The sequence below is a fragment of the Rhodobacter sp. Har01 genome (assembly GCF_020564565.1).
In the GTDB taxonomy this organism is placed as follows: domain Bacteria; phylum Pseudomonadota; class Alphaproteobacteria; order Rhodobacterales; family Rhodobacteraceae; genus Pseudogemmobacter.
On record NZ_JAJCTD010000005.1, the window covers coordinates 88,543 to 114,842 of the forward strand.

The 26,300-nt window shown below is 67.5% G+C and carries 28 protein-coding genes; 14 read left to right on the forward strand and 14 right to left on the reverse strand.

All coding sequences use genetic code 11. From position 1 onward, the window contains the following. Positions 1–46: 46 nt before the first annotated feature. The 12 genes from LHP98_RS13245 (at position 47) to LHP98_RS13300 (ending at position 11,390) form a co-directional block, all read left to right on the forward strand. On the forward strand, positions 47–715 hold the full coding sequence (locus LHP98_RS13245) for a GntR family transcriptional regulator (protein ID WP_227253018.1): 669 nt from the start codon (positions 47–49) through the stop codon (positions 713–715). Beyond that, positions 715–1,572: an ABC transporter permease gene (locus tag LHP98_RS13250; protein ID WP_227253019.1), complete on the forward strand. Its 858-nt coding sequence runs from the start codon at positions 715–717 to the stop codon at positions 1,570–1,572. The genes LHP98_RS13245 and LHP98_RS13250 overlap by 1 nt, the downstream gene beginning before the upstream one ends. Then, positions 1,569–2,393, forward strand: coding sequence for an ABC transporter permease (locus tag LHP98_RS13255; protein ID WP_227253020.1), 825 nt, complete (start codon positions 1,569–1,571; stop codon positions 2,391–2,393). The genes LHP98_RS13250 and LHP98_RS13255 overlap by 4 nt, the downstream gene beginning before the upstream one ends. 40 nt (positions 2,394–2,433) lie before the next feature. Continuing rightward, positions 2,434–3,465 (forward strand): ABC transporter substrate-binding protein, encoded by a 1,032-nt coding sequence (locus LHP98_RS13260; protein WP_227253021.1) that lies wholly within the window; start codon positions 2,434–2,436, stop codon positions 3,463–3,465. Between the two features lie 57 nt (positions 3,466–3,522). After that, positions 3,523–4,617 carry an ABC transporter ATP-binding protein gene (locus LHP98_RS13265; RefSeq protein WP_227253022.1) on the forward strand — a complete coding sequence of 365 codons (1,095 nt, stop codon included), beginning with the start codon at positions 3,523–3,525 and terminating at the stop codon, positions 4,615–4,617. Further along, positions 4,614–5,300: an RraA family protein gene (locus LHP98_RS13270; protein WP_227253023.1), complete on the forward strand. Its 687-nt coding sequence runs from the start codon at positions 4,614–4,616 to the stop codon at positions 5,298–5,300. Before LHP98_RS13265 ends, LHP98_RS13270 begins: the two co-directional genes overlap by 4 nt. Further along, complete coding sequence (locus LHP98_RS13275) at positions 5,293–6,012, forward strand: HpcH/HpaI aldolase family protein (RefSeq protein ID WP_227253024.1); 720 nt, start codon at positions 5,293–5,295, stop codon at positions 6,010–6,012. Before LHP98_RS13270 ends, LHP98_RS13275 begins: the two co-directional genes overlap by 8 nt. 11 nt (positions 6,013–6,023) lie before the next feature. Continuing rightward, positions 6,024–6,956, forward strand: a complete 933-nt coding sequence (locus tag LHP98_RS13280; protein ID WP_227253025.1) for a 2-hydroxyacid dehydrogenase — start codon at positions 6,024–6,026, stop codon at positions 6,954–6,956. Positions 6,957–7,489: 533 nt separating this feature from the next. Beyond that, positions 7,490–9,325: a hypothetical protein gene (locus tag LHP98_RS13285; protein ID WP_227253026.1), complete on the forward strand. Its 1,836-nt coding sequence runs from the start codon at positions 7,490–7,492 to the stop codon at positions 9,323–9,325. A gap of 21 nt (positions 9,326–9,346) precedes the next feature. Then, positions 9,347–10,942, forward strand: coding sequence for a hypothetical protein (locus LHP98_RS13290; RefSeq protein WP_227253027.1), 1,596 nt, complete (start codon positions 9,347–9,349; stop codon positions 10,940–10,942). Positions 10,943–10,984: 42 nt separating this feature from the next. Then, positions 10,985–11,164, forward strand: coding sequence for a hypothetical protein (locus tag LHP98_RS13295; RefSeq protein ID WP_227253028.1), 180 nt, complete (start codon positions 10,985–10,987; stop codon positions 11,162–11,164). Beyond that, positions 11,151–11,390: a hypothetical protein gene (locus LHP98_RS13300; protein WP_227253029.1), complete on the forward strand. Its 240-nt coding sequence runs from the start codon at positions 11,151–11,153 to the stop codon at positions 11,388–11,390. Before LHP98_RS13295 ends, LHP98_RS13300 begins: the two co-directional genes overlap by 14 nt. Before the next feature lie 336 nt (positions 11,391–11,726). Here the strand turns inward: LHP98_RS13300 and LHP98_RS13305 are convergent, their stop codons facing one another. The 3 genes from LHP98_RS13305 to LHP98_RS13315 all read right to left on the reverse strand — a co-directional run bounded on the left by LHP98_RS13305 (position 11,727) and on the right by LHP98_RS13315 (position 14,045). After that, the gene (locus tag LHP98_RS13305) at positions 11,727–12,134 is read right to left on the reverse strand and encodes a hypothetical protein (protein WP_227253030.1); all 408 of its coding nucleotides are present in this window, start codon (positions 12,132–12,134) and stop codon (positions 11,727–11,729) included. Continuing rightward, complete coding sequence (locus LHP98_RS13310) at positions 12,100–12,492, reverse strand: hypothetical protein (RefSeq protein WP_227253031.1); 393 nt, start codon at positions 12,490–12,492, stop codon at positions 12,100–12,102. The genes LHP98_RS13305 and LHP98_RS13310 overlap by 35 nt, the downstream gene beginning before the upstream one ends. Positions 12,493–12,554: 62 nt before the next feature. After that, entirely contained in the window at positions 12,555–14,045 is a 1,491-nt protein-coding gene (locus tag LHP98_RS13315; protein WP_227253032.1) for a hypothetical protein, read from the reverse strand. Between the two features lie 136 nt (positions 14,046–14,181). On the opposite strand from LHP98_RS13315, the gene LHP98_RS13320 reads away from it, so the two are divergent. After that, positions 14,182–14,322: a hypothetical protein gene (locus tag LHP98_RS13320; protein ID WP_227253033.1), complete on the forward strand. Its 141-nt coding sequence runs from the start codon at positions 14,182–14,184 to the stop codon at positions 14,320–14,322. 379 nt (positions 14,323–14,701) lie between these two features. Beyond that, complete coding sequence (locus tag LHP98_RS13325) at positions 14,702–14,908, forward strand: cold-shock protein (protein WP_227253034.1); 207 nt, start codon at positions 14,702–14,704, stop codon at positions 14,906–14,908. 162 nt (positions 14,909–15,070) lie between these two features. On the opposite strand, the gene LHP98_RS13330 is transcribed toward LHP98_RS13325, so the two are convergent. From LHP98_RS13330 to puuE, 11 genes are all read right to left on the reverse strand, one after another. Then, entirely contained in the window at positions 15,071–16,078 is a 1,008-nt protein-coding gene (locus LHP98_RS13330; RefSeq protein ID WP_227253035.1) for a 4Fe-4S dicluster domain-containing protein, read from the reverse strand. Between the two features lie 9 nt (positions 16,079–16,087). Next, positions 16,088–16,855, reverse strand: coding sequence for a molecular chaperone (locus tag LHP98_RS13335; RefSeq protein WP_227253036.1), 768 nt, complete (start codon positions 16,853–16,855; stop codon positions 16,088–16,090). Beyond that, a complete protein-coding gene (locus tag LHP98_RS13340; RefSeq protein ID WP_227253037.1) occupies positions 16,848–17,522 on the reverse strand; it encodes a 4Fe-4S dicluster domain-containing protein in 675 nt (224 codons plus the stop codon). The genes LHP98_RS13335 and LHP98_RS13340 overlap by 8 nt, the downstream gene beginning before the upstream one ends. Before the next feature lie 11 nt (positions 17,523–17,533). Beyond that, positions 17,534–20,092: a molybdopterin-dependent oxidoreductase gene (locus LHP98_RS13345; RefSeq protein WP_227253038.1), complete on the reverse strand. Its 2,559-nt coding sequence runs from the start codon at positions 20,090–20,092 to the stop codon at positions 17,534–17,536. A 15-nt stretch (positions 20,093–20,107) separates the two neighbouring features. Beyond that, positions 20,108–21,610, reverse strand: coding sequence for a c-type cytochrome (locus LHP98_RS13350; RefSeq protein WP_227253039.1), 1,503 nt, complete (start codon positions 21,608–21,610; stop codon positions 20,108–20,110). Positions 21,611–21,695: 85 nt separating this feature from the next. Further along, entirely contained in the window at positions 21,696–21,914 is a 219-nt protein-coding gene (locus tag LHP98_RS13355) for a hypothetical protein (RefSeq protein ID WP_227253040.1), read from the reverse strand. A gap of 73 nt (positions 21,915–21,987) precedes the next feature. Beyond that, entirely contained in the window at positions 21,988–22,650 is a 663-nt protein-coding gene (locus tag LHP98_RS13360; protein WP_227253041.1) for a hypothetical protein, read from the reverse strand. Between the two features lie 78 nt (positions 22,651–22,728). Next, complete coding sequence (locus LHP98_RS13365) at positions 22,729–23,016, reverse strand: hypothetical protein (protein ID WP_227253042.1); 288 nt, start codon at positions 23,014–23,016, stop codon at positions 22,729–22,731. Between the two features lie 378 nt (positions 23,017–23,394). Next, the gene (locus LHP98_RS13370) at positions 23,395–23,874 is read right to left on the reverse strand and encodes an ureidoglycolate lyase (RefSeq protein ID WP_227253043.1); all 480 of its coding nucleotides are present in this window, start codon (positions 23,872–23,874) and stop codon (positions 23,395–23,397) included. Positions 23,875–23,966: 92 nt separating this feature from the next. Beyond that, positions 23,967–24,824 carry a bifunctional allantoicase/(S)-ureidoglycine aminohydrolase gene (locus LHP98_RS13375; protein WP_227253044.1) on the reverse strand — a complete coding sequence of 286 codons (858 nt, stop codon included), beginning with the start codon at positions 24,822–24,824 and terminating at the stop codon, positions 23,967–23,969. After that, positions 24,821–26,236 carry an allantoinase PuuE gene (gene puuE, locus LHP98_RS13380; RefSeq protein WP_227253045.1) on the reverse strand — a complete coding sequence of 472 codons (1,416 nt, stop codon included), beginning with the start codon at positions 26,234–26,236 and terminating at the stop codon, positions 24,821–24,823. The genes LHP98_RS13375 and puuE overlap by 4 nt, the downstream gene beginning before the upstream one ends. Positions 26,237–26,300 lie beyond the last annotated feature (64 nt).

Below are 26,300 nucleotides of genomic sequence, written 5' to 3' on the forward strand. Positions count from 1 at the left end.
AGTATATCGTAAATATATTCTGAATATATCGAACGGACCGCCCGGCATGAGCAAGCGCAAAAGCGACGAGGCCTATGGCGAACTGCGCCGCCGGATCATCATGGCCGAGATGCCTCCCGGCGCCCTGCTGGACGAAAAGGCGCTGACCCTGTCGCTGGGCATCGGCCGCACGCCCCTGCGCGAGGCGGTGCTGCGGCTGGCCCAGGAAGGGCTGGTCACCGGAATGGGCCGGCGCGGCTATGTCGTCGCCAGCGCCACCCCAGCCGACATGATGCGCGCCTACGAACTGCGGCGCGAGCTGGAGTGCTTCTCGGCCGGTCTGGCTGCCGAACGGCGCGGCACGGAGGACATCGCCCGCTTCGACGCCTTCCTGGCGCGGATCGAGGCCGAGATGGCGCTGCACCTGGACAACATCGTCTGGCAACTGGCCGCCGACGAAGAGTTCCACCACATCATCGCCCGCGCCTCGGGCAACGATTTCGCCGCGCGCTACCTCGACTATCTCTACGGCCTGTCGGTGCGCAGCCTCTACGTCTCGGGCGTGCCGGTGACGCTGGTGCAGGACGAGATCGACGTCTACCGCTTGGTCCTGACGGCGATCCGCATGCGCGACGCCCCGGCGGCGCGGGCGGCGATGGCGAAACACCTGACGCTCAGCCCGATGCAGGCCATGGCCACCGGCTATGCCGGCGTCTTGCAGCGGCAGACCGGCTGATGCGGCGGGCGGCGCGCGAGCGGGTCGAGACGGCCGCGCTGCTGGCGCCGTCGGTCGTGCTGCTGGCCGTCTTCGTGCTGCTGCCGCTGTGCATCGTCGCAGCCTACAGCTTTGCCCTGCGCGACCCCTACGGCGCGGTCCTGCCCGGCTTCACCTTCGACAACTATGCCGAGCTGTTCCAGGGCGTCTACCTGCTGGTCTTCGTCAATTCCTTCAAGCTGGCGGCGGCAACCACCGTGCTCTGCCTGCTGATCGGCTATCCGGTGGCCTATTACATTGCCTTCAAGGCCGGGCGCGCCGCGCCGGCGCTGCTTTTGCTGTTGCTGATCCCGTTCTGGATCAACTTCCTGATCCGCATCTCGGCCTGGGTGGTGCTGCTGGGCCGCGGCGGGCTTGTCAACGGCGCCCTGCAGGCCAGCGGCCTGACCGACGCGCCGCTGGGTCTGCTGAACACCCTTGGCGCAACGCTTGTCGGCATGGTCTATGCCTTCCTGCCGCTGACGGTCTTCCCGATCTACGCCGCGCTGCAACCGATCGACCGCCGCCTGCTGGAGGCGGGCGCCGACCTGGGCGCCGGCCCGGCCGAGACCTTCTGGCGCGTCACCCTGCCACTCTCGCTGCCCGGCGTGCTGGCGGCGGCGCTGTTCGTCTTCGTGCCGTCGATGGGGGTCTTCGCCATTCCGGTGCTGCTGGGGGGCGGCAAGGACATCATCCTCGGCAACCTGATCGTCCAGCTGTTCCTGGAATTCCGCAACATTCCGCTGGGTGCGGCGGTGTCGATGCTGTTGCTGGCGCTGTCGGGTCTGGGCATCCTGGCCTATATGCGCGCCCTGCGGCGGGTCGAGGCGATGCGATGACCGCGCCGCATCCGCCCGGCTGGGCCACCCGCACCTTCGTCTACGGCGTTTCCGGCTGGGTCACCCTGCTGACCTACCTGTTCATGCTGGCGCCCATCGTGGTGCTGGTCGCCTTCGCCTTCAACGAAGGCAAGTCCTCGGTGGTCTGGACCGGGTTTTCGCTGGACTGGTTCGGCAAGGTCTGGTCGAACCGCCACATCGCCCGGGCGCTGAACGTCAGCCTGATCGTCGCCGGGGCCAGCGCTGCCATCGCCACCGCCATCGGCGCGCTGGCCGCCGTCGCCATCACCCGCCGCCAGTTCCCGGGCCGAGACCTGCTGGGCGCCGCGCTGGCCGCGCCGCTGGTGCTGCCGGAAATCGTGCTGGCGGTGGCGCTGCTGGTCTTCATGTCCTTTGCCGGTGTGACGCTGGGCTATACCACCATGGTCATCGGGCATGTTCTCGTCTCGATCCCCTTCGCCACGCTGATCGTGCGCGCCGCCGCCTCGTCGCTGGACCCGCGGCTGGAGAATGCCGCGGCCGATCTCGGCGCCAACGAATGGCAGACCTTCCGCATGGTCACCCTGCCGCAACTGATGCCGGCGATCCTGACCGCGTTCCTGCTGTCGGCCACGCTGTCCTTCGACAACCTGGTGATGTCGACCTTCACCTCGGGCGTCGGCACCACCACGCTGCCCCTGCGCATCTATTCGATGCTCAAGCTGGGCATCACGCCGGAGATCAACGCCCTGGGCGCGATGATGGTCGCGGCCAACGTGGCGATCCTGCTTCTGGTCATGGGGCGCTACCTGCCCCTGATGCTGAATTCCAACCGGCGGTGAACAGCCGGACCCTGCCAACCCCCAACACGGAGTTTGCCCGATGAAGACCCCCAGACTTGCCCTTGCCGTTTCCGCCGCCGCCCTGCTGGCGGCCTGCCCGGCCCTTGCCGAAGACCTGCGCATCTTCGGCTGGGCGAACGAGATGCCCGATGAGGTGCTGGCCGATTTCGAGGCCGAGACCGGCATCGCCGTCACCTTCGACACCTTCGACAGCAACGAGTCGATGATCGCCAAGCTGGATGCCGGCGGCTCGGGCTACGACCTGGTGAACCCGTCGCAATACGCGGTGCAGATCCTGATCAACCGCGGCAAGATCGTCGAACTGGACCACGCCAAGATCGACACCTACGACAAGATCGGCGCCTCGTTCAAAGAGGTCAGCTACGACCCCGGCAACAAGTATTCCATTCCTTACGTCTGGGGTACCACCGGCCTTGCCTACAACAAGACCTGCGTCGACGAACCGATCACCAGCTGGAAGTCGCTGTTCGACGAGAAGTACAAAGGCCGTGTCTACATGCTGGACAACATGCTGGCGGCCTATATCGCCGGCCTGCAGGTGAACGGCTTCGATGCCAACACCACCGACCCGGCCGAGATCGAGAAGGCGACCGAGACGCTGATCGCGCAGAAGGCGATGCTGGCCGGCTACAACAGCACCAATTTCGCCGACCTCGTCTCTTCGGGCGAGGCCTGCATCGTGGAAAGCTGGTCCTCGTCGGTGCTGCAGGCCATCGAGACCAACCCCGACGTGGTCTATGTGCTGCCGGAAGAAGGCGGCACGATGTGGATCGACGGTTACGCGATCCTGGCGGACGCGCCGAACCCCGAGGCGGCCTACAAGTTCCTGTCCTACATCCTGCGCCCGGAAGTCGCCGCCAAGACCACCACGCTGACCAAGACGGCGACCGTGGTGACCGAGTCCAAGGCACTGCTGCCCGCCGAGATCGCCAACAACTCGGCGGTGTTCCCGGACGAGGCGACCATCGCCAAGGCCGATTTCATCCTCGATCTCGGCGATGCGATGAAGCTGTACCAGGACGGCTGGACCAAGGTGAAGGCAGCCCAGTAACCAGCAAGGGGTGGCGGCGGGCGCCTGTCCGCCGCCGCACCAGTGGAATGGAACGCCATGAGTGACCCCTCCGATCCCGCCGTTGCGGTCGAGTTGCGCGGCGTTGCCAAGCGCTTCGGCAGCTTCACCGCCGTTGACCATCTGGACCTGGCCATCCGCGCCGGTGAGTTCTTCACCTTGCTGGGGGCTTCAGGCTGCGGCAAGACCACCACTCTGCGCCTGATCGCCGGCTTCGAGCTGCCGACCGAGGGGCATGTCCTTCTGGGCGGCCGCGACGTCTCGGAAGTGCCGGCGTTCCAGCGCCCGGTGCATACGGTGTTCCAGAACTACGCGCTGTTCCCGCATCTAAGCGTGCTGGACAACGTGGCCTTCCCGCTGCGGGTGCGCCGGCTGTCGCGGGCCGAACAGCGGGCAAGGGCGATGGCGGCGCTGGAGATGGTGCAACTGCAGGGTCTGGCCGACCGCAAGCCGTCGCAGCTTTCGGGCGGTCAGCAGCAGCGGGCGGCACTTGCCCGCGCGCTGGTAAACGAGCCACAGGTGCTGTTGCTGGACGAACCGCTTGGCGCGCTGGACCTCAAGCTGCGCAAGGAGATGCAGCTGGAGTTGAAGGCGATGCAGCGGCGGCTGGGCATCACCTTCGTCTTCGTCACCCATGACCAGGAAGAGGCGCTGACCATGTCCGACCGGATCGCCCTGATGCAGGGCGGCCGGATCGTGCAGCTTGACACGCCGACCGGCCTCTATGACGCGCCGCAAAGCCTGTATGCGGCCCAGTTCATCGGCGAGACCAACCTGATCGCCGGTCGGGTGGTGTCGTCCGGCGCAGCCGGAACGGTGGTGGAAACCCTTGGCCGCCGCATGACCCTGCCGCCGTCGGCGGTGGCCGCCGGTGACGCCGTCACCCTGGCGATCCGGCCGGAACGCCTGCGCCGCGGCGGCGGGACAGATGCCCCCGAGGGACGGCTGGAAGAGCTGGACTTCATCGGCACCGATCTGCGGCTGGTCTACCGGATGGCCGACGGCAGCCGGCTCGTCCTGCGCCAGCAGAACGACGGCGGGCCGATGCCCACGCCGGGCGAGGCCGCGCGCATCGCCTTTTCGCCCCGCGACCTTCGCCTGTTCCCGACCGACCCCGAAAGGACGCCGCAATGAGCGACCTCTACCGCCTTGAACCCCTGCCGCCGCAACTGGCCCCCGACCGCGCCGCCCGGCTGGCCCAGGTCGAGGCCGCGACGCTGGGCCATTACCTGCACGCGGGCTTTGCCGACCCCGGCCTGCGCCCGCTGATCGAAGGCCCGCGGGTGGCCGGCGCCGCGGTGACGGTGCAGATCGCCGGGGCGGATTCGACGCTGCTCTATCACGCGATGGACCGGGTCCGGCCGGGCGATGTGCTGGTGATCGACCGCGCCGGCGACACCCGCCACGCCTGCTGGGGTGGCTTCATGGCCGCCGTCGCCCGCATCCGTGGCCTGGCCGGGGTGATCATCGACGGCGCCGTCACCGACCCCGCCGCAATCCGCGCCGCCGGCGTGCCAACCTGGGCCCGCGCCACCTCGGCCATCACCACCAAGCTTCTGAACCTGGGCGGCGGTTTCAACGTCCCCGTCAGCATCGGCGGCGTCGCCGTCAACCCCGGCGACCCGGTGCTGGCCGACGACTGCGGTGTGGTCGTGCTGCCGCCGTCGCGGCTGGACCGGCTGATCGAGGTGGCGCTGGCCGACCAGGCCGACGAGGGCGGCTGGATCACCCGGCTGGAGCATGGCGAGCGACTGCAGGACCTGGTCGACATTCGCGCGATGCTGGAAATGAATGGAATGGAGGGTGCCGGTGTCTGAAATATCGCCGCATGCGGTCTGGCTGTCCACGCCGCACCATCAACTGGTCGAAATTGCCTTCGGCCTGGGTTGCCGCCGCTTCGTGCTGGACATCGAGCACGGCTATTTTGATCTGGACCCCACCGACAAGCTGGTGGCGCTGATCCGCGCCCTGGGGGCGAAGGTCTATGCCAAGGTGCTGGGGCCCGAGACGATTCCCATCCAGCAGGCGCTGGACATCGGCTGCCACGGCGTGATCATTCCGCATATCGGCGGGGTGGACCACGCCCGCAAGGTCACCGCCGCGGCGAAGTATCCGCCCTTGGGCGCCCGCAGCTTTTCGGGCACCCGACCGGCGCGCTATGACGCGGTGACGCAGGACTACTTCAGCCGCGAAGATGCCGGCACCCTGTGCCTGCCGATGATCGAAAGCGCCGAGGCGCTGGCCGAGGTCGAGGCGATCCTTGCCCTGCCCACGGTCGACGGCGTCTTTGCCGGGCCGTTCGACCTGTCGCTCAGCCGCGGCCGCGGCACCTATGCCAAGACCGAGGCCGATTACGCCGACCTGACCCGCATCGCCGCCGCCGCGCGCGCCGCGGGCAAGCCCTGGATCATGCCCGCCTGGTCGGCCGCGGAACGCAGCTTCGCGCGCGATCAGGGCGCGGCGTGGCAGGTGACGGTGGACGAATACGGTGCGCTCTGGACCGGCATCGAGGCCGGGTTGAAGGCCTGAAGGGGGACGTCATGTCGATCGTGGTCTATCTGGGCGATGACGAGGAAACCCGGGACTGGGTTCGCCTGCTGACCGGCCTTCTGCCCGAGTTCCAGGTCCGCGATCTGGACGATCCGGGCGATCCGGCGGCGGTGGAATATGCCGTCGTCTGGGCCCCGCCGGAAGGCGCCATGGCGCGGTTTCCGAACCTGCGCGCCGTGGTCTCGGTGGGCGCGGGCGTGGACCACGTGCTGCGCGATCCGCTGTTGCCCAGGCATCTGCCGATCCTGCGCACCACCGGCCCCGACATGGTGCAGCGCCTGCGCGAATACGTGGCGCTCCACGTCCTGGCGCAGCACCGCGACCTGGCGGTGACCGATGCCCAGCAGGCTCGCGGCGAATGGCGCCAGATCGTCACCCCCGTCGCCGGGCAGCGCCGGGTGGGGATCATGGGCCTGGGCCAGATCGCCCGCGCCTGTGCCGAAACCCTCGTGGCCCTGGGCTTTGACGTGGCCGGATGGTCGCGCACCGGCACGCCGGTCAAGGACGTGACCGTCTTCGCCGGGCCGGAGGGCCTGATGCCATTCCTGGCGCGAAGCGAAATCCTGGTCGGCCTGCTGCCGCTGACCCCCGCGACCCGCGACATCCTTGATGCCCGGCTGTTCGCGGCCCTGCCCCGGGGCGCAAGGCTGATCAATGCCGGCCGCGGCGCGCATCTGGTCGAGGCCGATCTTCTGGCGGCGCTGGACAGCGGCCAGATCGGCGGTGCCACGCTGGACGTGTTCCGGACCGAGCCGCTGCCCGCCGGCCACCCGTTCTGGGCTCACCCGAAGATCCGCATCACCCCGCATGTGGCGTCCTACATCGATCCGCAGACCGGCGCCGCGGTGATTGCCGGCAACATCCGCCAGTTCCACGCGACCGGAACCTCACAAGCCGTCGCCGACCCGGAAAGAGGCTACTGAACCAGGTGTCCACGAAGCAGGGCGGCCGGCCGTCGGGTCTCGGGGCGGGACCCCGCAGCGCCGTCGCGGACCGCGAGCGAAGCGAAAGACCCTGCCGGCCTGGCGGTTTCTCTTGAACAGCCAGGGAATTCTCTGCGGCCAGTCACGAACCAGGCAATCCTGTCCGGCTGCCGGGGCTTTGTTGCACCAATCCTGTGAGGGATTCATCTTTTGAATCCGGCGTGAGAGCTGGGGTCGATGAGCAGACCGAACACATCGGCCTGCATGACCCTGAACTGGCCCGCGTTTGACAAGGCGCTCATGGTCCAAGTGCTCTGGTCGTAAGGGGCGGCAATTGGTGGGCGTGCAAGCATTGGCGGCAATTTGCATGCCCTGGAAAACCGACCCGTCCCTGTCGTCTGGCCAAGCCGCTTTCGCGACACTGTGCCGCGCGCGCGAGGTTTCCAGTCGGATACACTCGTCCCAGTCGTGACGCATGACCCTTAGGCGCCTGGCGCGAAAAGTCCTGGGTCGGTCAGACAGGGAACCTTGCGATGCAGAGCTTCTTGAGACTGTCGGCCTCGCAGGCGCTTGCGGCACTGGTCCGATGGGCGGGCATGCTTGTCCTGTCGGTGTCGCTGACCCTGGCCGGCAGTGGTACGGCACAGCAGCTTGACACCATTGTCAGCCCGCTGATCGAGGTCGTGACCGAGGGCAAGGGCCCGGGCGAGACGGTCACCGGGTTCCGTCTGGCCAAGGATGCCGCCGGGAAAGGCCTGCCGGACGCAGCGGTGCTGGGCCTGGGGCAGGCGCTTGCGGATCGCGACCGGGCCCGGCAGGAGTCGGCCTCGGTCGACATGGCGATGCAGACGCTGGGGCTGAGCGTGGGCGCCGTCAACGCCATTGGCACCATGGCCGAAAGCGCGCTGTGGATCGACGCCCTGGGCCCGACCAACCAGGCCCTGAACAACCTGGGCCTGATCGTTGCCCTGGCCCAGATGGCGCGCGATGTGTCGAAGGGCGATGACAGGGCCGCCGCGACCGGCGGATTGAAGGCCTACCTCAGCTATGCGATCAGCCGCTGGGGCTGGGGCGCGCTGCAGATCGGCGGCGTGGCGCTGTTCGTCACCGACGTGACGCTGACGCAGTGGCAGTCCGGTCTGACCGCGATTGCCACCGATGTCTGGTCCTGCCGCTACAAGGCCTGGTACAAGGCGAACGGCCGCAAGGTTCGGGACTGGAAGATCAAGGCCTGGGAGTTGTATCTGGCCGCCGAGGGCAAGGACGGCCAGTCCTACGACACCTACATCGACGGGGTGCTGAACGATTATGTCGGGCTGGCCTTCCGCGACGGGCTGCTGGCCACCTACGGCGACTGCAGCGGATCGTCCTTCGGTGACCAGGAGGCCATCCGGCAGGCGATCATGGCCGAGCACAAGGCGGTGCTGCAGAAGCTGCTGGCCACCCGCGTGATGCCGGAGGTTGCCGAATGGGCCTGGGTGCGGCAGCTGAAGGGCCAGGTGGCCGAGGCCGAAACGATCCTGAAACCCCGGCTGAACCGCAAGTTCCGGCTTGAGGTCACCGCCTACGGCGTGACCGGGCCGGCGCGCGTGGTCATGCCGTTGCCCGCGGGCGGCGAATGGGCGGGCAGGCTGCGCGAGGACGGCACCTTCCGCGCCGAGCTGACGCTTTACGCGGTGCTGAAGGCGGGGTTCCCCGACACCGTCCGGCTGGAGACCGAAGGCGGCGTGGAAGAGCGCAAGCTGGTGATGTCGGGCGACCGGGTGACGGCGATGTTCGGTGCCCCGGAAACGCCGCTGGTGTCGCGCTATCGGCTGACCGAGGGCGCACAATCCTGCATGGTGACCCGCATCGCCGCCGACGGCAGCACCACCGAAACGACAAGCGATGCCGCCCGGCCGGCCCAGGAGGTGGATTTCGCCATGTTGGCCGGCGGCACCTGGGTGTTCGGCCGCTACGCGCCCGGGGCGGGATGGTCGCCCGCTTCGCCCGGCATCACCTCGGGCACCGCCATCACCCTGGGCGCGCCCCTGCACGACGACATTGCCGGCTTCGACAACTGCAGCATCGGCTTTCTGACCGACGACGCGCTGGCCAAGGGCGATTGCACCGTCAAGCGCCACGCGCGCAAGGCGGTCAGCGCCAAGGTCACCATCGAGCGCAAGTGCTCGGCCAGCGCCGGGCTTGAGATCATCGGCGTCTTCACCGCGATGGGCGGAGAGGGGATGCAGTACATGCCGCTGGACGGCCCCGAGGGCGAGATGATGGGCGAGATCCTGAAGCGCAGCATGGCCGAGGGGGTGAAGAGTTTCGACCTGGAGACGCTGCCCGGAATGCCGCCGATGACCGGGCTGCCGCAACTGCCCTGATGCCTTGATGAAGGACCCGCCATGAAACCGCTGCTGAACACGATCGCCGTGCTGGCCCTGATGGCCGGCCCGGCCCTGGCACAGGACCAGGCCGACCTCGATGCCTTCGGGATCGAGGATGACGGCGCCTCGCTGGACGCGCTGGTGCCTGACGATGGCGGCGCGGCGCCGATGGTGACGGACCCGGAAGAAGGTGCCGCCCCCGCGGTCGCCGAGGCCCCGCCGGCCGAGGTCCCCGCCGCCCCGGCGGCCCCCGAAGTCGCCGGTTTCGAGCCGCCCGCCGACTGGTCGGAGAAGTCGCTGGCCGGCTACAGCTTCCGCCATCCGGGCGACTGGACGGTGATGCAGGACGAGCATGACACGATCATGATCTTCAACGGCGACATGTCGGCGCAGGAAGGGGCGATGTTCGGCCTGGCGACGGACCGCCCCGAGAACGTCACCCCGCCCGAGGCGGAGATCCTGTCGGAAACCGCGGTGACGGTGGCCGGCCAGCCGTTTCGGCGGCTGGAAATGACCGCCATGCTGGGCCCGACCCAGAAGGCCGAGATCCTGATGCTGGTGTCGGACCAGCCGGTGGACGGATCGGACCACCTGCTGGTCACCGGCCTGACGGTGGGGCGCCCGCTGGACGACTACCGCGAGGTGATCGGGCAGATGATGGCGACGCTGCGTTACGCGCCGGCGCAGGCCGAGCCGGAAACCGCGCTGGGCGGGCTGGTGGTCTATGCCCTGCCGGAAGGCTGGAACAAGATCAGCAATGCAAGCGGTTTCGTCATCTATCCGCCGGTCTATTCGGCCTCGATCACCGTGCTGAAGGGCGATGCCGTCAACGGGCCCGGCGGTCTCATGTCCGAGATCCCCGCCGATGCCCTGCGCGGCCGTTCCACCGTGCTGGGCAACCCCGCGCAGAGCCTTGCCTGGCAGGGCAGCAAGGCGGAATACGTGCAGGGCAACGCGATGGTGCCGGGGTATTTCACGCTGCACCTCCTGGACCAGTGTGCGCCGGACGGGCAGGCGCTGGCCGTGGTTGCGACCGGCGTGCCGGAGACGCTGGAGTCAGAGGAATTCACCGCCGCCCTGGCCGGAATCGGGCTGGCCGAAGGCGTGCAACTGGTGGCCTGCGGAGCGGGCGCAACCATCGCCCCAGCCGCGCCCTCGGCCGCCCCGGGCGTTGCCGCCGTGCCGCCGCCTCCGGACGGCGCGGGCGCCGCAAGTGGCCTGGCCCTGCCCGTGCAGGTCGAGGTGGCGGGCGTGACCTACCGCATGCCCGAGGGCTGGCAGATCACCTTCGAGGACCCGGACGAAAAGATGTGGGCCAGCCCCGACGGGCGCTTCTCGATCATGTCGTTCTGGTGGTTCCCGGACGAACCTCTGTTGGGCTATTCCGATATCGTGTCGGTCGAGAACGTCATCATCGACCACGAGCCGGTGACCCGGATCGTCCATTCCTACAACAACATCGCGTCGATCCAGAACGTCACCGAACGGGCGCGCGGCGACGGCCGGCGGTTCATCTTCACGCTGGACACCGGCAGCGCCAGCCAGGACGAGCTGAAGGCCCTGCATGACCAACTGGTCGCGACGCTGCGCTTTGGCGCAGGCTTCGTACCGTAGAAGCCGATCGAGTTCGCTGCGGCGGCTGCCCCGTCTGCGGCCTTGACAGCAGCGCCGGCGGCCGCGCCCTTTGCCCCCGTCGCCGCCAGGGCCGGCTGGACCCGCTATCTGAACCCGCGCTTTGGCGCCGGCATCGACTATGACGCAAGCCTGTTCCTGCTGCAGCCCGCGTCCGAGAACGGCGAAAGTCAGGCCTTTGGCACCGCCGATGGCCGGCTATGACCAGGTCAGCTGTGAAGCCGCGGGCAACTCTTGGTATGTGCTGTCGGGATTGAACGGGGGTGACATCTTCTATCGCAAGGTGCTGTTCGACACCTCCGCCGGCACGATCCACGTCTTCGAGATCACTTATCCGTCCGACCAGAACGGCATCTACGATCCGATGGTCACGCGAATGGCGAAATCCCTGAGTGGGGCTGACGCTCAAGTCGCCTTTGCAGGGACATAGCGGTTTCGCGATGGGCCGCAGGAATGGCCGGTTCCGAAGTTCAGCCGATCCGCGACAGCGGCCGGCAGCGCAGGGACTTCGGCTGCCCGCCGGAAACCGGACAATGACGCAAAGCTACGGTCTGACGTCTGCGGACCTACGGGACAAGGAGACCAGGACAAGAGGCAGCGCAGGAACCATGAAGCGGGGTCACGGCCCGCGTTGCGCAGGAAGCTGCGAAGGGTGTGCGCAACCGGTTTCGTCACCGCCCACCGTGACGCAGGGTTTCCATCCCAAGCTTCGTCGCAACGTGCATCCACAGTCGCTGCAGCCGATACGCGTGCAGGTCGTTGAGGATCACGGCCACAGGGTGGCGCGCAGCGCGGCGTGCCGATCCTCGGCCGAATTGGCGCCAGCCTCGCCGGGGATCAGCTGGAAGGCCGGCAACCGGGCAAACCCGGCCTGTTGGCGAAGCTCCCGGTCGCGTTGGTCATCCAGCAAGAGCGGGTCGGCAATTGCATCGACCAGCACGCCGGTAGCGCCGTCGCCACAGACGGCGCGCCTGAGGTCGAAAATCGCGCGAGTGTTCAGCGTTTTCGGGGCCAGGAACCGTTCCGGCCCTACCAAGGTGCTAAGCTGGGCCTGGGCAACCCGGCCGACCGTCTGATAGATGCCGAGCGGACTTTCGATGTGCCGCATGACCGGATTGTCGGTCGCAAGGTTCTGCACGTCATGGATGTTTGCTTTCTCCAGCCGGAACGCCACGACGGGGATCAACCCCGTCAAGCAGCGTCAGCGGCACGATCTTCGTGCGCGCTTCCTGTTCGGTGTGACGGTCCTTGAAGGGAAGGCCGGTCTTGCACAGGACATGCTGCAACCCATTGTCCGGCAGGAACCCCAGGGCGAAAGCGATCAGCAGCCAGGGCCAGGTCAGGCCCCGTTCCGGATCGTGACTTGACGAGGCCGCCGCCGGCTTGGTGATGGAAAGCCAGTCGGTCCACACTCCGGCGAAGGCCTCGGCACTTGCGGTCACGCGGAAGAGGACGATGGCAAGGATCACCGACAAGACCATATGTGCAAAGGCGTGCAGGAAGGTCACGGTCGCCGGGTCGAACTTGACCACAGCCCGCAGAAACAGCCGAAGCGTGAAGAGATCCGCGCCCGCGAAGGCAAGGCCGGCGACGGTCAGGACGTTGAGATGATGTGCGTCGAGGGAGGCCTGCGACCCAAGGATGCCGTTGCCCTCTCCGCCGACGAAAAGGAGGCTCGCGCGAAGCCAGCTCCCGCGGACTCCATGCAGGGGATCGCGCAGAACAGCGGCATCCAGTCGGCGTGCAGCAACGGGGGGAAACGCGGGATGTCGGCGATGGATGGTGTGGCCTCCGACGACGGCAGGTCGACGAGGCAGATGCCGCGGACGAATTCGAAGCAATGGATCTGAATCGAACCGCCGGTCGTTTCCATGTCGAACAGCCAGGCGATGATCGAGAAGGGCGTCATCACCGAAAGGAACAGCGCGGCGAACTGGGGCACCTGGAGCGGTGACGGTTCCGTCCGTCCCGGCAGCGCCGCGTATCCGGCACAGGGGACGGCGATGAGCGCGACAAGACAAACCGCGGATCCCGCGATGCCGCTGACGATGCGTTTCATGGTTGGGTCCGCCCTTGTCTGTAAGCCGAAGATGCCGGCAAGGCGGCGGAAGATGTCGATCGGGCGTTGCGCCTCCGCGAAGGCCTGCGCCCGTTGGTCGAGTTTGCGCCGCACTGCGGCGGCTTCGGCACTGAGGTCTCGGAGTGCGGCGATCGGCCCGGCCAGCGACGTTGCCAGCATGACCCTGTTTCGCGGCTCGGCCACCTTCGGGCGTGCGCGCGACAACCGGTTCGCTTCCAGCATCAGGCTGCGACCGAGGTGTTCCTCTCTGGCCTCGAACGCCTGCCGTGCCCTGGCGCGGATCGCGGGCAGGGCGCCCTTGCGGCCGTGACTGAGCATGTCGATTTCACCATGGGCAGCGATGACCTCTGCTTCCGTTGGCCTAGCTTCCTTCGTTGCGGGCGAGGTCGCCTCGGCCGATTTGATGGCGACAAGCGCCGCATGAAGCGCTGCGACCGCCGCGGGATGTGCGGCGGCATCGCCCGCGGCCGTGGCATCAAGAACTCGGGCTTCGGCCTCTTCGAGCCTGGTCTGCGCCGCCGGCAGGCCGCCTTGTGCCCGGTCGAGAAAGGCGGCCGCGGGCCCGATGATCGCTTCGATCACCGGATCCGCGCGCCGGAGGACTTTCTGATCGACTGCCTTGAGCGCGGCGTCCAGGAATCGCTGCCGGTGGATGTCTACCGGCGGCCGCTGCAGCCGATCGCCGGTGCCGAACCTGTCGCTCTGGTGGTCCAGGCGTTCAACGCGTCGGGCGCACAAATGGGTTTGCGGGTGCGGATCGAGCAGGGCCAGACGGGCAGGACGCTGTGGTCCGGGGTGCGGATCATGCTCTGCAACGGCGCCCCGCCGGTCGACCACCACGATATCCTGCCGTTGACGTTCGAGGCGACGGAGGCGCTTGCGGACACGCTTCTTCTCGACAGGGTGCGCAACCGGATGCCCCTTGACGCGGCCCTGATGGCACGGAATGCCATCTGCAAGACCCTGATCAGGTCGGAAGGCGAGATCGCCCAGGCGGAAGATCACTCGAGGAAGCCCATCAACACCAGCTGCGCGCGAATGACATCGCATCCCGGTTTCCGATCCGACATTTCGTCCGCGCCTGCGTTACCTCGCCGCGCTTTGCGCGTCGCAAGGTGAAGTGGAGGTTGCTGCACGGTATGTGCAAAGGCTTCGCAGCATCGAACCGGGGTTCTCTCTGGACCGGATGGTGCGCGACGATGCCTATCCGGTCGCCGCGCTTCGACGCAGCGGCATCCTGGGCCACAGCGCCTTGCGCGACCTTGCCCGTGGTGCCTTGTGACCGGGGGCTATGCTGCGCAAGGCCGGTGGCGCGCGCGGCTTGACCCGCACGGTCAGACGTCGCTGGCCTCGGCAGACTCGGATGCCCTGGCGGATCACAGCAACGCCCGGCACCCTGGCCTGAATCGCGCGGGGTCTGCCGGTCGGGCGGGTGTCTTGAAGCTGGTCGCCCGCGGCCCGATCTTGCGCGGGCGTCCGCCGGCGCAGGGGTTTCTTTCGATCGATGGCTTGTTTTTTGCCTCAAAAAGGCGCATGTGGACCGGGCGACACCACTCGATCATCGAACTTCTGTCTCCTCACGGCTTCAGCAATCGATCTTCCTCGTGACGAAGCCGGGCCATCGCATACTGCGGGTGGCGACTAAGACAGGAGTATTCACGATGGCCAATGGCACCGTGAAATGGTTCAACAACACCAAGGGTTTCGGTTTCATCGCGCCGGAAGGCGGGTCGAAGGACGTGTTCGTCCACATTTCGGCGATGGAACGTGCGGGCATCCGTGATCTGGCCGACGGCCAGGCCGTGACGTTCGACATCGAGCGTGGCCGTGACGGCCGCGAATCGGCGATCAACCTGGCGCTGGCCTGATCTTTCAGGCGCCGCACAGGCGACAATCCGGGAAGGGGTGGCCTCAGGGCCACCCCTTTTTGCTGTCCGGCAGTCTGGCCTGCGCCGGCAACGCGAGTCGCCTTGCGGAAGCGGCGGTCAAGGTCCAGCGGTGGGGCCGGGGACGGTCCGGGCACCGCCGGCTCAGTCGATCACATGACGCAGGCGCTGGCCGCGCAGGCCCTTGCGGCAGACCGGGCAGAGGTCAGCCTCGGCCTGAGGACTGCCTTCGGGAAGGTATGTGGTGACCCCGCAACCCGGGCAATGGAAGGCGATCAGGCGCAGCGGGTCTGCCGCGGGGGCAAGGCGGTCAAGGACGATGGCCGTGTCGCTGCAGACGTCGAGGCAAAGCCGGCAGCCGGTGCAAAGGGCCGGATCGGTAGCATAGGCCAGACCGCCGGTCTGGTCTCGCATCAGGCTGATGGCGCCGGTCGGGCAGACCATCGTGCAGGCGTTGCAGCCGGTGCAGGCCGATGGCAGGATCCGCGGTACATCGGCAAACAGCCGGCCCGTGCCTTCGCCCAGGCCCTGCACGCGCGCCAGAGCGGGCGGCAGGGCGGTGCGGCGCGGCGGGCTGGCGGTGGTCAACCCGAACATCCGCCGGCGGGCGGCGTCAGGCTCTGCCGCATCGCCCGGCCGCAACCGGGCCGCGCCGCGAGGGGGCGCCAGGGCGCTGCGGAAGCCAAGCGCCGGCAACCCGCGCGAGGCGAGCAGCGCGTTGAAGGCGGCAACGCGGGCATCGAGCGGCAGCCCGGCGCCGTCAGGGCAGGTGGCGCAGTCGGCCGTCAGGCAGGCGACGCGACGCAGTCCAGACAGCCAGAACCGCGCCAGGGTTTCCATTCCGATGGCCTGCAGGCAGAGCGGCGCCCCACCGCGATGGCCCAGCGGGTGGCGCGGACAGGCCAGCCAGGCCTCGACCGCGGTGCGGCGGTCTGGCACCGGCCGATCGATCCCGCCAAGGCTGATGGCCTCGGCCGGGCAGGCTGCGGCGCAGGCGCCGCAAGAGGAGCAGGCGGAGGGGTCCAGCTCAAGCCCGTCGTCGCTTGCCGTCAGGGCGGCGCGCGGGCAGGCCTGGGCGCAAGCCGAACAGGTGGCCCTGGCCAGCCGGCCAAGGCTGCACCGATCTGCATCGATGACGGGCGTTCGGCTCATGATCCTGACTTACCAGCTTTCCGAGAGGCCCGGCACGAAGGGACGCTCTTCCTCGGCGCGGGCCTGACGGTCGGCGCGAAGGGCCTCGGTCGTCCAGGCGTGGGCGAGAATCTGCACCGGCCGGCCGGAGGCCCTGGCCAGATCGTCGCGCAGGGCCAGCAGCAGCCCGCGGGTCAGCAGCGCGACCCCAGCCAGGAAGGGCTGCCGCGACCGGCTGGCGATGCGCAGGCAGAAATCCGGCAGCCAGGGCAGCAGGTGACGGTCAAGGAAGACCTCGGCATCGGCCAGCGCCTGCGGCGTGCCCAAGCCCAGAAGGTGGGCCACGAAGCGAAGTTCGGGCACCAGGTGATCATCGGCCCGCTTGCGCCAGTCGGGCACCGACAGGCCGTAATGGGCATAGAAGGCGCGCACCTCGAACATCGGTTCCTGGCGTTCCAGGTGGTCCTCGGTCAGCCAGACCGAGCCGGAGGGCGCGGCACGGAAGCCGTGGTTCAGGTAGGCGTCGGCGTAGTCGGCGGCCAGTTCGTCCAGCGCTGCGGCGGGCAGCGGTTGCGGCATCTGGTCCAGCACCTGGGCAAAGCCGGCAGCCAGGGCCGCATCGGCGCGACCCTCCAGCAGGGCCTCGGCCACTTCGGCATAGCCGCCCTGCCGCAGCGCGTCGATCAGCGCTGCGTCGGGTTCGGCGTCGTGCAGCCGGATCAGCGGCGCCAGCGCCTCGGCCCAAAGGGCAAAGTGCTGCGCGACGTCGTCCCCGAGCGGCGCGAAGTCTTCAGCCATTGTCCACCCGGCCCTTGGAATGCGGCACGAAGCGGATCGAGGGGTTGGTCAGGTTCGGGTCGGCCATCGCCTTGACCTGGCGCACCAGCGTGTCGTTCTGCCCCACCGCCTTGGTGTCCCAGGTGCCGGCGTCGATCTGGTCGATCGGGCCGATGTCCAGCACCCGCATCATGCAGGCGGCCACGCAGTAGGGCTTGCGGCCGACCTCAAGCTCATCAATGCACATGTTGCACTTCTGGACGATGTTCAGTTCCACGTTGAACTGCGGCGCGCCGTAGGGGCAGGCGGCCTCGCACTTGCGGCAGCCGATGCACAGCGTGCTGTCGATGTCGACCACGCCGTTGTCCTGGCGTTTCCAGATCGCGCCGGTGGGGCAGGCCGGCAGGCAGGCCGGCTCGGCGCAATGGTTGCAGGACATGTTCACCTTGAAGGCGAACACCTCGGGGTAGATGCCGCCCTCGATGTATTGCACCCGGCGGAAGCGTGGGCCGGCGGGCAGACCGTTCTTGTCCTTGCAGGCGATCTCGCAGGCGCGGCAGCCGATGCAATCGACGTTGTGGTGGATGAAGCCGAACTGCTGATCCGGCACCACCGGCACATAGACCTCGCGCTTCTTCTTCAGCACGGCGGCCTTGATCTTGCCCTTGTCCAGGTTGGTGTTTCCCATGACCCCGCCCCCTATTGGTCGCGCCGGAAGACGGTGCTGCGCGCGGTGGCCAGCTGGTCCCAGCCCGGGCGGTGCGCGAGGTCGGTCTTCCTGGCGTTGACGAGGATGGTGTTGTAGGCGAAGGCCCCGGCGGGCGAGGGTTCGTCCAACGTCAGGAAATCGGGGTTGCCGGATCGGTCGACGCCATTCTCGTCGATGTCCATCCAGGCGCCTTCATGCAGCACCAGCACCCCGGGCATGCAGCGTTCGGTGACATGAACCGGGGTGACGACCTTGCCGCGGTCGTTCCAGACCTCGATGGTGTCGCCGCTGACGATGCCAAGGCGCTTGGCATCCGAGGCGTTCATCGTGGTTTCCTGGGCAAAGGTCTCACGTAGCCAGGGGATGTTGTTGAAGATAGAATGCGTCCGCCAGCGCGGGTGCGGCGTGACCATGTGGAAAGGGAAATCCGCCGTCTTCGGGCTGTTCAAGCTTTCCCAGGGCTCGATCCATTTCGGAATCGCCGGGATGGGATAGCCCCATTGCGTTCGGGTCCAGTCCTTGACCTGTGCCAGCTTGGTCGAAAAGATCTCGATCTTGCCCGAAGGGGTCAGGAAGGCCTCGCCCTTCTCGATCTGATCGCGGAAGGCGATGTGGGGTTCGGCCAGGATGAACTTGTACACGCCGCGGGCCTTGAATTCGTCCCAGGTCCAGGTGACGCCTTGCTTGGCCTGCACCTTGTTCGTCCACCAATCCACCAGATAGGCCTCGTCCACGGCGTCGGGGTCATCGAAATAGCTGCGGTCGGCCTTGGGGTTATAGCCCGGACCAAAGCCAAGACGGTAAGCCAGTTCGGTGAAGACCTGGAGATCGGTCTTCGATTCCCCCATGGGTTCGATGACCTTGGGCCGGTGGATGTAGTAGTGCCCCTTGTACCAGGGCAGCGCCACGTCATGGCGTTCGAAATGGGTGGCGATGGGCAGGAGGTAGTCGGCCCAGATGCCGGTGGGGGTGATCGTGCTGTCCATGCAGACCAGCAGGCTTTCACCGGTCCCATAGCTGTCGAGCTTGCGGATGGCAGCGATTTCCTTGTTGATGTTGGTCAGCTGGTTCAGCCAGTCCGATCCCTGCCAGAAGATGCCGCGGATATTGGGGATCACCCCGTCCAGCTTGTCCTTGCGCGGCCAGAGGCCCAGCTCCTCGCGCTTGATGTCGGGGTAGTTCAACACGGCATGCGCCCAGCGATCCGACTTGATCGAGGCGTACCAGATGTTGGCGTTGTCGTCGTGCGGGTAGGCAATGCCCTCCGGGTGCCAGCCTTTGCCGACGCCCTCGGCGCAGCCGCCCAGCACGCCGATGTTGCCGGTCATCGCCTGCAGCGCGGCGGCCATGCGGTTGTATTGCTCGCCATAGGCCGCGCGGCCCGGCGCCCAGCTGGCCTTGAGCGCGGCGGGCTTGGTGTCGGCGTAGAGTTCGGCCAGCTTGATGATGTCGGCGGCGGGCACGCCGCAGATGGCGCTGGCCCATTCGGGCGATTTCGGGATGCCGTCGGTGCGGCCGGCGATGTAGTCGCGGAAATTCTCCTGCCCCTCGGCCCAGTCGGGCATGGTGCCCTTGTCCATGCCCTGCACGAAGCGGTCGATGAAGGCCTGATCCTGCCGGCCGGTGGCGAAGATATGGTAGGCCATGCCCGCCATCATCGCCGCATCGGTGCCCGGCTTGATCGGAATCCACCAGGCGTCATAGGCGGCCGCTGAATCGGTATACTGCGGGTCCACCAGCACGAACTTGCAGCCACGCTGCTTGGCCATCCGCATGTAGTAGAAGGTGTTGCCGCCGTGGAAAGTATAGGCCGGGTTCCAGCCCCACATCACGATCAGCTTGGAATGGGCAAAGGCATCGTCCTCGTTGCCGTCCTGGATGGTGCCGAAGGTCCAGCGGCTGGACGAGGTGGTGCCCTGGTAGCTGGGCACCGACCAGCTTGAGGTGCGGCAGCCGAACATGCCCAGGAAGCGGCCCAGCAGCCCCTCGATCTGGTCCGACTTGTGCAGCACGCCGAAGGACGCGCCGGCATAGCTCTGGTCAAGGATCGCGGTCGGACCGTAGGTGGTCTTCAGATGCGTCATCCGCTCGGAGATCTCGGTCAGTGCCTGATCCCAGCTGATGCGCTTGAACTTGGCCTCGCCGCGCGCGCCCACCCGCTTCATCGGGTACAGCAGCCGCTCGGGGGAATACAGCCGCAGCCGATAGCTGCGGCCGCGCAGACAGGCGCGCAGTTGCGGCTTTTCCTCGGTGTCGGTGCCGTAGGCGTCGCCCTGATAGCTGCCGTTGTCGGTGGAAAGGCGGACGATCACGTCGCCCTTCTTGTGCGCCACCAGCATGTGCCGGCTGCCGCAGTTGTGCGCGCAGGAGGTGACGACGGTCGTCAGCTCGTCATCGGTCGGGTAGGGCTCATAGGCGAAGGCGCGGGCGGGGGTGGCCTTGCCGCCCACCAGCGCGGTGGTGGCGGTGGCGGCGGCGCCTTGCAGAAAGGCGCGGCGGGTGGGCGTGAGAAGGCCTGCAAGGCGCTTGATGTCAAAGGGCTTGGTCATCGGTCAGGCTTTCTCTCACGGCGCCGGGGGCAACTGGTGTTCGGGCTTTGACGCGGTCGGGCGGTCCTTGGCCCAGTCGGGCACCGTCGTCGTGTCCATCCCGGGCCAGGGAGTCCGCGGATACGGATAGGGGATTCGATACCAGGCCCGACCCCCGTGACAACCGTAGCACGAATCCGACGTGCCGTTGCGGGCAATATCCTCGATGTTCGCGGCGTTCAGGTAGTTCACGTTGTGCCGATTGGTGCGGAAATTCTCCGCGTGGCAGGACAGGCAGCCGTTCGGGGCCTCGGGAGTCTCCAGACTTGCATGGATGTCATGCCATTTGCCCTCCAGGCCCATGTTTTCGGCCGGGTGGGTGCCGTGGCACAGCAGGCAGGTTTCCGACGGGTTCACCATCTTGCGCAGGGTGAATTCCGGCGTCGCGCTGGCGCTGAACGCATCGCGGCCCGGCATCATGTCGGGGCTTTCCTCGCGCGGGTCGTTGCCCTTGTGGCAGAAGGTGCATTCCAGCTTCATCACCTGCTGGGCATAGTCGCCCGAGATGTGGCGCACATGGAAATCCGATTGCGCGCCGGCGTAGGTGTCCAGCGTCTGATACCAGGCCAGGCTGGCGGCGGCGTCCAGGCCCGCCGGCGACGTGGCCCGCGGCTGGGCGGTCAGAATTTCCTGGTGGCAGACCAGGCATTCGGCGCTGGACGCGGTGTCGATCTGCGGCGGGAAGTGCATCGGATGGTGACGCGCGCGCTCATAATCCAGCGTGGGCAGCAGCGCCTCAAGTGCGACGACCTTTGCCTCGATCGCGGCCAGTTCGGCCTCGGTCAGGGTCGGCGCGTTGGCATATGTCACGCCCGGCGGATAGGGGATCGGCGTGATGTCGATCACCGCGTCGTCGGCAAGGGCGGCAAAGGGATCGACGGGTTCGGCGGTGCCCGTGCTGGCGGCGACGAGGTCCAGACCCTCGGGAACCGCGGGGGTGTCGGACTGCATGCCAAGCCAGGCGATCAGGTTCGCGCGGTCGCCGGGTTTCTTCAGCCCGGCAAAGGTCATCTTGGTGCCCTTGGCATAGGCCTTCGGGCTGGTCAGATAGGCGTCCAGCGCGGCGGCATCCCAAGGCTGCCCGGCCAGCGCGGTCAGCGCGTCGGAATACTTGAAGCCGGCGTTGCTGGCAGCCGGACGGCCCACCACACCCCAGAGGTTGGGGCCGGTCATGGCCTTGCCGCCCTTGTCGGCGGTATGACAGGCCTTGCAGGCCTTGAAGGCAGCCTGTCCGGCGGCAAGGTCGATGCCGCCCGCCGCGGGGGTGTCGGCGGCCGTTTCCAGGCCGGCCGAGGCGGCACCGTTCTCGGCACCGGCGTCGGCACCGGTCGCCCCGAGGGCGGTCGGCTGGACAAAGGCCGCCGGGGCAGGCCCGGGGCTTTTGTACAGCTGAGACGCCAGCAGAAAGGTCGCCAGAAAGACCAGAGCAGCCGCAGCCAGGCCGAAGCCCATACCTTCAAGAAAACGCACCTTGGGCATGCCACGGTCCCTTCTGGCAGTCAGTCGTTCGGCGGGGCATTGTCATGCACCCCGCCGTTATGGCCAAGCCGGAATTTTCAGCCGTTCAGGGCATGCCGACGGCCGTGCAGGTCCAGGCGCCGTCCCGCAGGTCGTAGCGAACACAGGTCGGCTGACCGGGTTTCGTTCCGTCCGTGCGGACGTATCCGCTCTCGTCGGTCGGCTTCCAGCCGATGCCGAGATCTTTTGCGCCCTTGGTGATGTAGATGCCCGCCGCGACGACGACGAGTACGGCGACGAGTGCCGTAGTTTGTTTGCTGTCCATTTTATCCACGCCGGAAAAGAGTGGGTTTGAGCCCCGGGCGACATCATGTCGCCCGGGACCGGGAAGTCTCGGATCAGTTGGACGGCGGGGTCCAGCTGCTCACGACACCGGCTTCGTCGGCACCCATCAGGCTGTACTGAGTGCAGCTCCAGCCAGAGGCTTCGGGCGTCGCAGCGCCTTCCATGCCTTCCATGCCGGCCATGCCTTCCATGCCTTCCATGCCTTCCATGCCCTCCATGCCAGCCATGCCTTCCATGCCCTCCATGCCGGCCATGCCTTCCATGCCCTCCATGCCGGCCATGCCTTCCATGCCCTCCATGCCGGCCATGCCTTCCATGCCCTCCATGCCGGCCATGCCTTCCATGCCCTCCATGCCAGCCATGCCTTCCATGCCGGCCATGCCTTCCATGCCCTCCATGCCGGCCATGCCTTCCATGCCCTCCATGCCTTCCATGCCTTCCATGCCTTCCATGCCGGCCATGCCCTCCATGCCTTCCATGCCGGCCATGCCTTCCATGCCCTCCATGCCGGCCATGCCTTCCATGCCCTCCATGCCGGCCATGCCTTCCATGCCTTCCATGCCGGCCATGCCCGCAGCGTCAGCCTGGACTTCGCCGGTGTAGGTGTACTGCGTGCAGACCCAGCCAGGCGCGTTTTGCGCCTGCACGGACGCGGCCGAGACGATGGCGCTCGCGCCCAGCAGTGCGGCCAGCCCGACCTTGATCGATTTCTTCATCCTCGTTCTCCTCTGTACTGCCTGGGGTCGGGGCCTCCGACCCGTCTCGCAATCCTCCCCGCGGCCGGATGACCGGGGTCAGTTCCCGCCATGCCAATGGCGGATGTCGTAAGGACCTGTCATGCCGGGGTGATCGAACGGCGTGAACCAGGCCCCCTGATTTTTGAGAAAGCCAAGCGACGGCGGGATGGGCGCTTCCACGCCAGTCAGCGCCCGGGCTTGCCAGCCGCTGCCCTTGACCATTTCGGTCAGGACCGGAGCCCCGGCGGGACGCTCGGACGGGTGAATGCCGGCAATCGGCACCCCCTCGGCGGCGGCCGCCAGGGGCAGGGCCCCCAGGACAAGGAAAAGGCAGACCTGACGCATCCTCGGCTTCCTCAACACAGGACGACTGCGACGGAACACGCCGCAAGACGCCCTTCGCCCAGAGGGGTAGCAAGACCAAGATGAAATCCTCAATGATTTCGGTCAATTAGTGCCACGTTTCCGCAATGGCGAAGATTCGCCGATTGACCCGCCGGAGGCCCGAAAATCCAAGCCGGAAGATGGGTTGCAGGGCGTGGCGGCGGGCGGATGGCCAGCTGCGGTCGGCAAATCGGTGATGTGACATATCGCCCCGGTTGCGGCTGGCGGGCCGTCCGGCGCGGCAAAACGGGTGGGGCCGATTCCGCTGCGGCGCAGAATCAGTGACCTGCGGGCGCGAGCCCGGGTGCGGGTTTGGGGGCGAGTCGCGCGGTCTGCCGGTCAGAGGTCGGCGACCACGGTCCAAGGCCTGGTGAAGCGGTGTTCGTCCAGGTTCGGCGAAGTGCCGATGCGGTCGATCACGGCGAAAAGGCCGGGGGCGTGCAGCGGGGTCAGCACGCCGTGCCAAGTGCCGCGCGCCAGGTTGATGCCCTGTGCGCCATTGGTCAGGAAGGCGCGTGGGCGGGCCTCGGGTCCGGGTGAGACGACGACCAGGAAGGGATGCTGCGTCATCGGCAGAAAGGCCTGCGATCCGTCCGGGTGGCGTTCGATCAGGTCGAAGCTGTAGGGCAGGGCGCGGGGTTCGGCCTGGAGGATCGAGAGGCCGGAGCGGCCGTCGGGGCCAAAGTCCATCCGGGCCTGGTCATGGTGGCGGCGGCAGAGGCTGGCGTTGATCAGGCGAAAGTCGCCAGTGGCCTGGAGCACCTCGCCGAAAGGGGCGAAGGCCTCGGCGGTCAGCGGTTCGGGGCGGATCTCGTTCATGCGCGGGGCCTCTTGCCGGCGGTCGGACCGGGGGTTTCACACCCCCGGACCCCCGTGGGATGCTTCAGGACAGATGAAAGGGCGGGCCTCGGTCACCGCGGCGGGCCGAAGGCGCCCGGTGCAGCCCAGGGGCCGCGCAGTTTGGCGTGGCGGTTCACGTCCTTGTAGAGCAGATAGCGGAAGCGGCCCGGTCCGGCGGCATAGCAGGCCTGCGGGCAATAAGCGCGCAGCCACATGAAGTCGCCGGCCTCGACCTCGACCCAGTCCTGGTTCAGCTTGTAGACCGCCTTGCCTTCCAGCACGTAAAGCCCGTGCTCCATGACATGGGTTTCCTCGAACGGGATCACCCCGCCGGGCTGGAAGGTGACGATGTTGACATGGGCGTCATGCGCCAGGTCCTCGGGGTCGACAAAGCGGGTGGTGCCCCAGCGATCGCCGGTGTCGGGCATCCAGCGGATCGGCACGTCGCGTTCGTTGGTCACGAAAGGTTCGGGCGGGCGCAGGCCCGGGGCCGGCTCATACAGCTTGCGCAGCCAGTGAAAGCGGCTGGGGTCGTGGCCCTCGGCCAGCAGCGTCCAGCGGGTGCCGGGCGGGATGTAGGCGTAAGAGCCGGCCTCCATCTCGTAGCCGGTTCCGGCCAGGGTCAGGGTGGCCAGCCCGCCGGTGAAGAACAGCCAGTGCTCGGCCCCGGCCTCGGGGTCGGGCGCGTCCGAGCCGCCGCCGGGGGCGACCTCCATCACGTATTGGCTGAAGGTTTCGGCAAAGCCCGACATCGGCCGGGCGATCAGCCACAGCCGGGTGCGGGTCCAGCCGGGCAGCAAGCTGGCGACGATGTCGGAAAAGCACCCGCGCGGGATGACGGCATAGGCGGGAGTGAAGACGGCGCGGCCGGTCATCAGCGCGGTCTGCGGCGGCAGGCCGCCGGGCGGGGCGAAGTAGGTGGGGCTCATGGCAGGTGGTCCTTGAGGCGGAGTTCGGCGATGCGTTCGACCTGGGCGCAGGCGGTGGCGAATTCGGTTTCGGTGTCGTTGGCAAGGCGGGTCTGGAACGCCTGCAGGATACTGTCGCGGGTGTGGTCGCGCACGGCGATGATGAAGGGAAAGCCGTGCCTGGCCGTGTAGGCGGCGTTGAGGCGCTGGAAGGACTCGCGCTGGGCATCGGTCAGCGCGTCGAGGGCCGCTGACGCCTGTTCGGCGGTGCTTTCGGCCGTGAGTCGCCGGGCCTGTGCCAGCTTGCCGGCGAGGTCGGGGTGGGCCTTGAGGACGGCCAGACGTTCCTCGGGCGCGGCACTGCGGAAGGCGCGGCAGAGCGCGTTGTGCAGGCCCGTCGCGCTGTCATGGGCGGGGCCAAGTTCCAGCGCCCAGGCACGCTCGGCGATCCAGGGGGAATGTTCGAAAACGTTGCCGAAGCGGGCGACGAACGCTTCGCGCGGCATCTGAGTCGGACGCTCGAACCGCCTGTGAGGATGAGTTTTCCGCCAGTGGTCGGCAATGTCGATCCGGCGCGGGAACCAGACCCCCGGGTGCGATTGTGCATGGTCGAGAAAGCGGCGCAGGCCGGCGATCTTGCCCGGGCGACCGATCAGCCGGTTGTGCAGGCCGATCGAGAACAGCTTGGCCCGGCCCTGGATGCCCTCGGCATAGAGGGTGTCGAAGCTGTCCTTGAGATACTGGAAGAACTGCTCGCCGGTGCTGTAGCCGGGCGCGGTGGCAAAGCGCATGTCGTTGGCTTCCAGCGTGTAGGGGATCACCAGCTGGTTGTAGTCCCCCACTTCGCGCCAATAGGGCAGGTCGTCGTCGTAGGTATCGGAAATCCAGTCCAGCCGGCGGGTTTCGGCCGTCAGACGCACGGTGTTCATCGAACAGCGGCCGGTGTACCAGCCGCGCGGCGGACTGCCTGTCACTTCCTCGTGCAGGCGGAAACTCTCGGCGATCTGGGCGCGTTCCTCGGCTTCAGTCAGGTCGCGGTGGTCGACCCATTTCAGGCCATGCGAGGCGATTTCCCAGCCTGCGGCCTGCATCGCGGCCAGCTGCTCGGGGTTGCGGGCCAGCGCTGTCGTGACGCCGAAGATCGTGACCGGGACCGACTTTTCGACGAAAAGTCGGTGCAACCGCCAGAACCCGGCGCGGGCACCATAGTCGTAGAGCGATTCCATGTTCCAATGCCGCTGACCGGGCCAAGGCGCCGCACCGGCGATGTCGGAGAGAAAGGCCTCGGACTGGGCGTCGCCGTGCAAGAGGTTGTTCTCGCCGCCTTCTTCGTAGTTCAGCACCAGCGACACGGCGATCCTGGCGCCGCCAGGCCAGGCCGCATCGGGCGGGTTCGGCCCGTGGCCGCGGAAATCGCGCGGGTAGCGCTGCATTCGGTCCTCCGTGCCCGTCTGCGCCCAGATGACCGCAAACCGGGGCGCTTGGCCAGACGGTCGT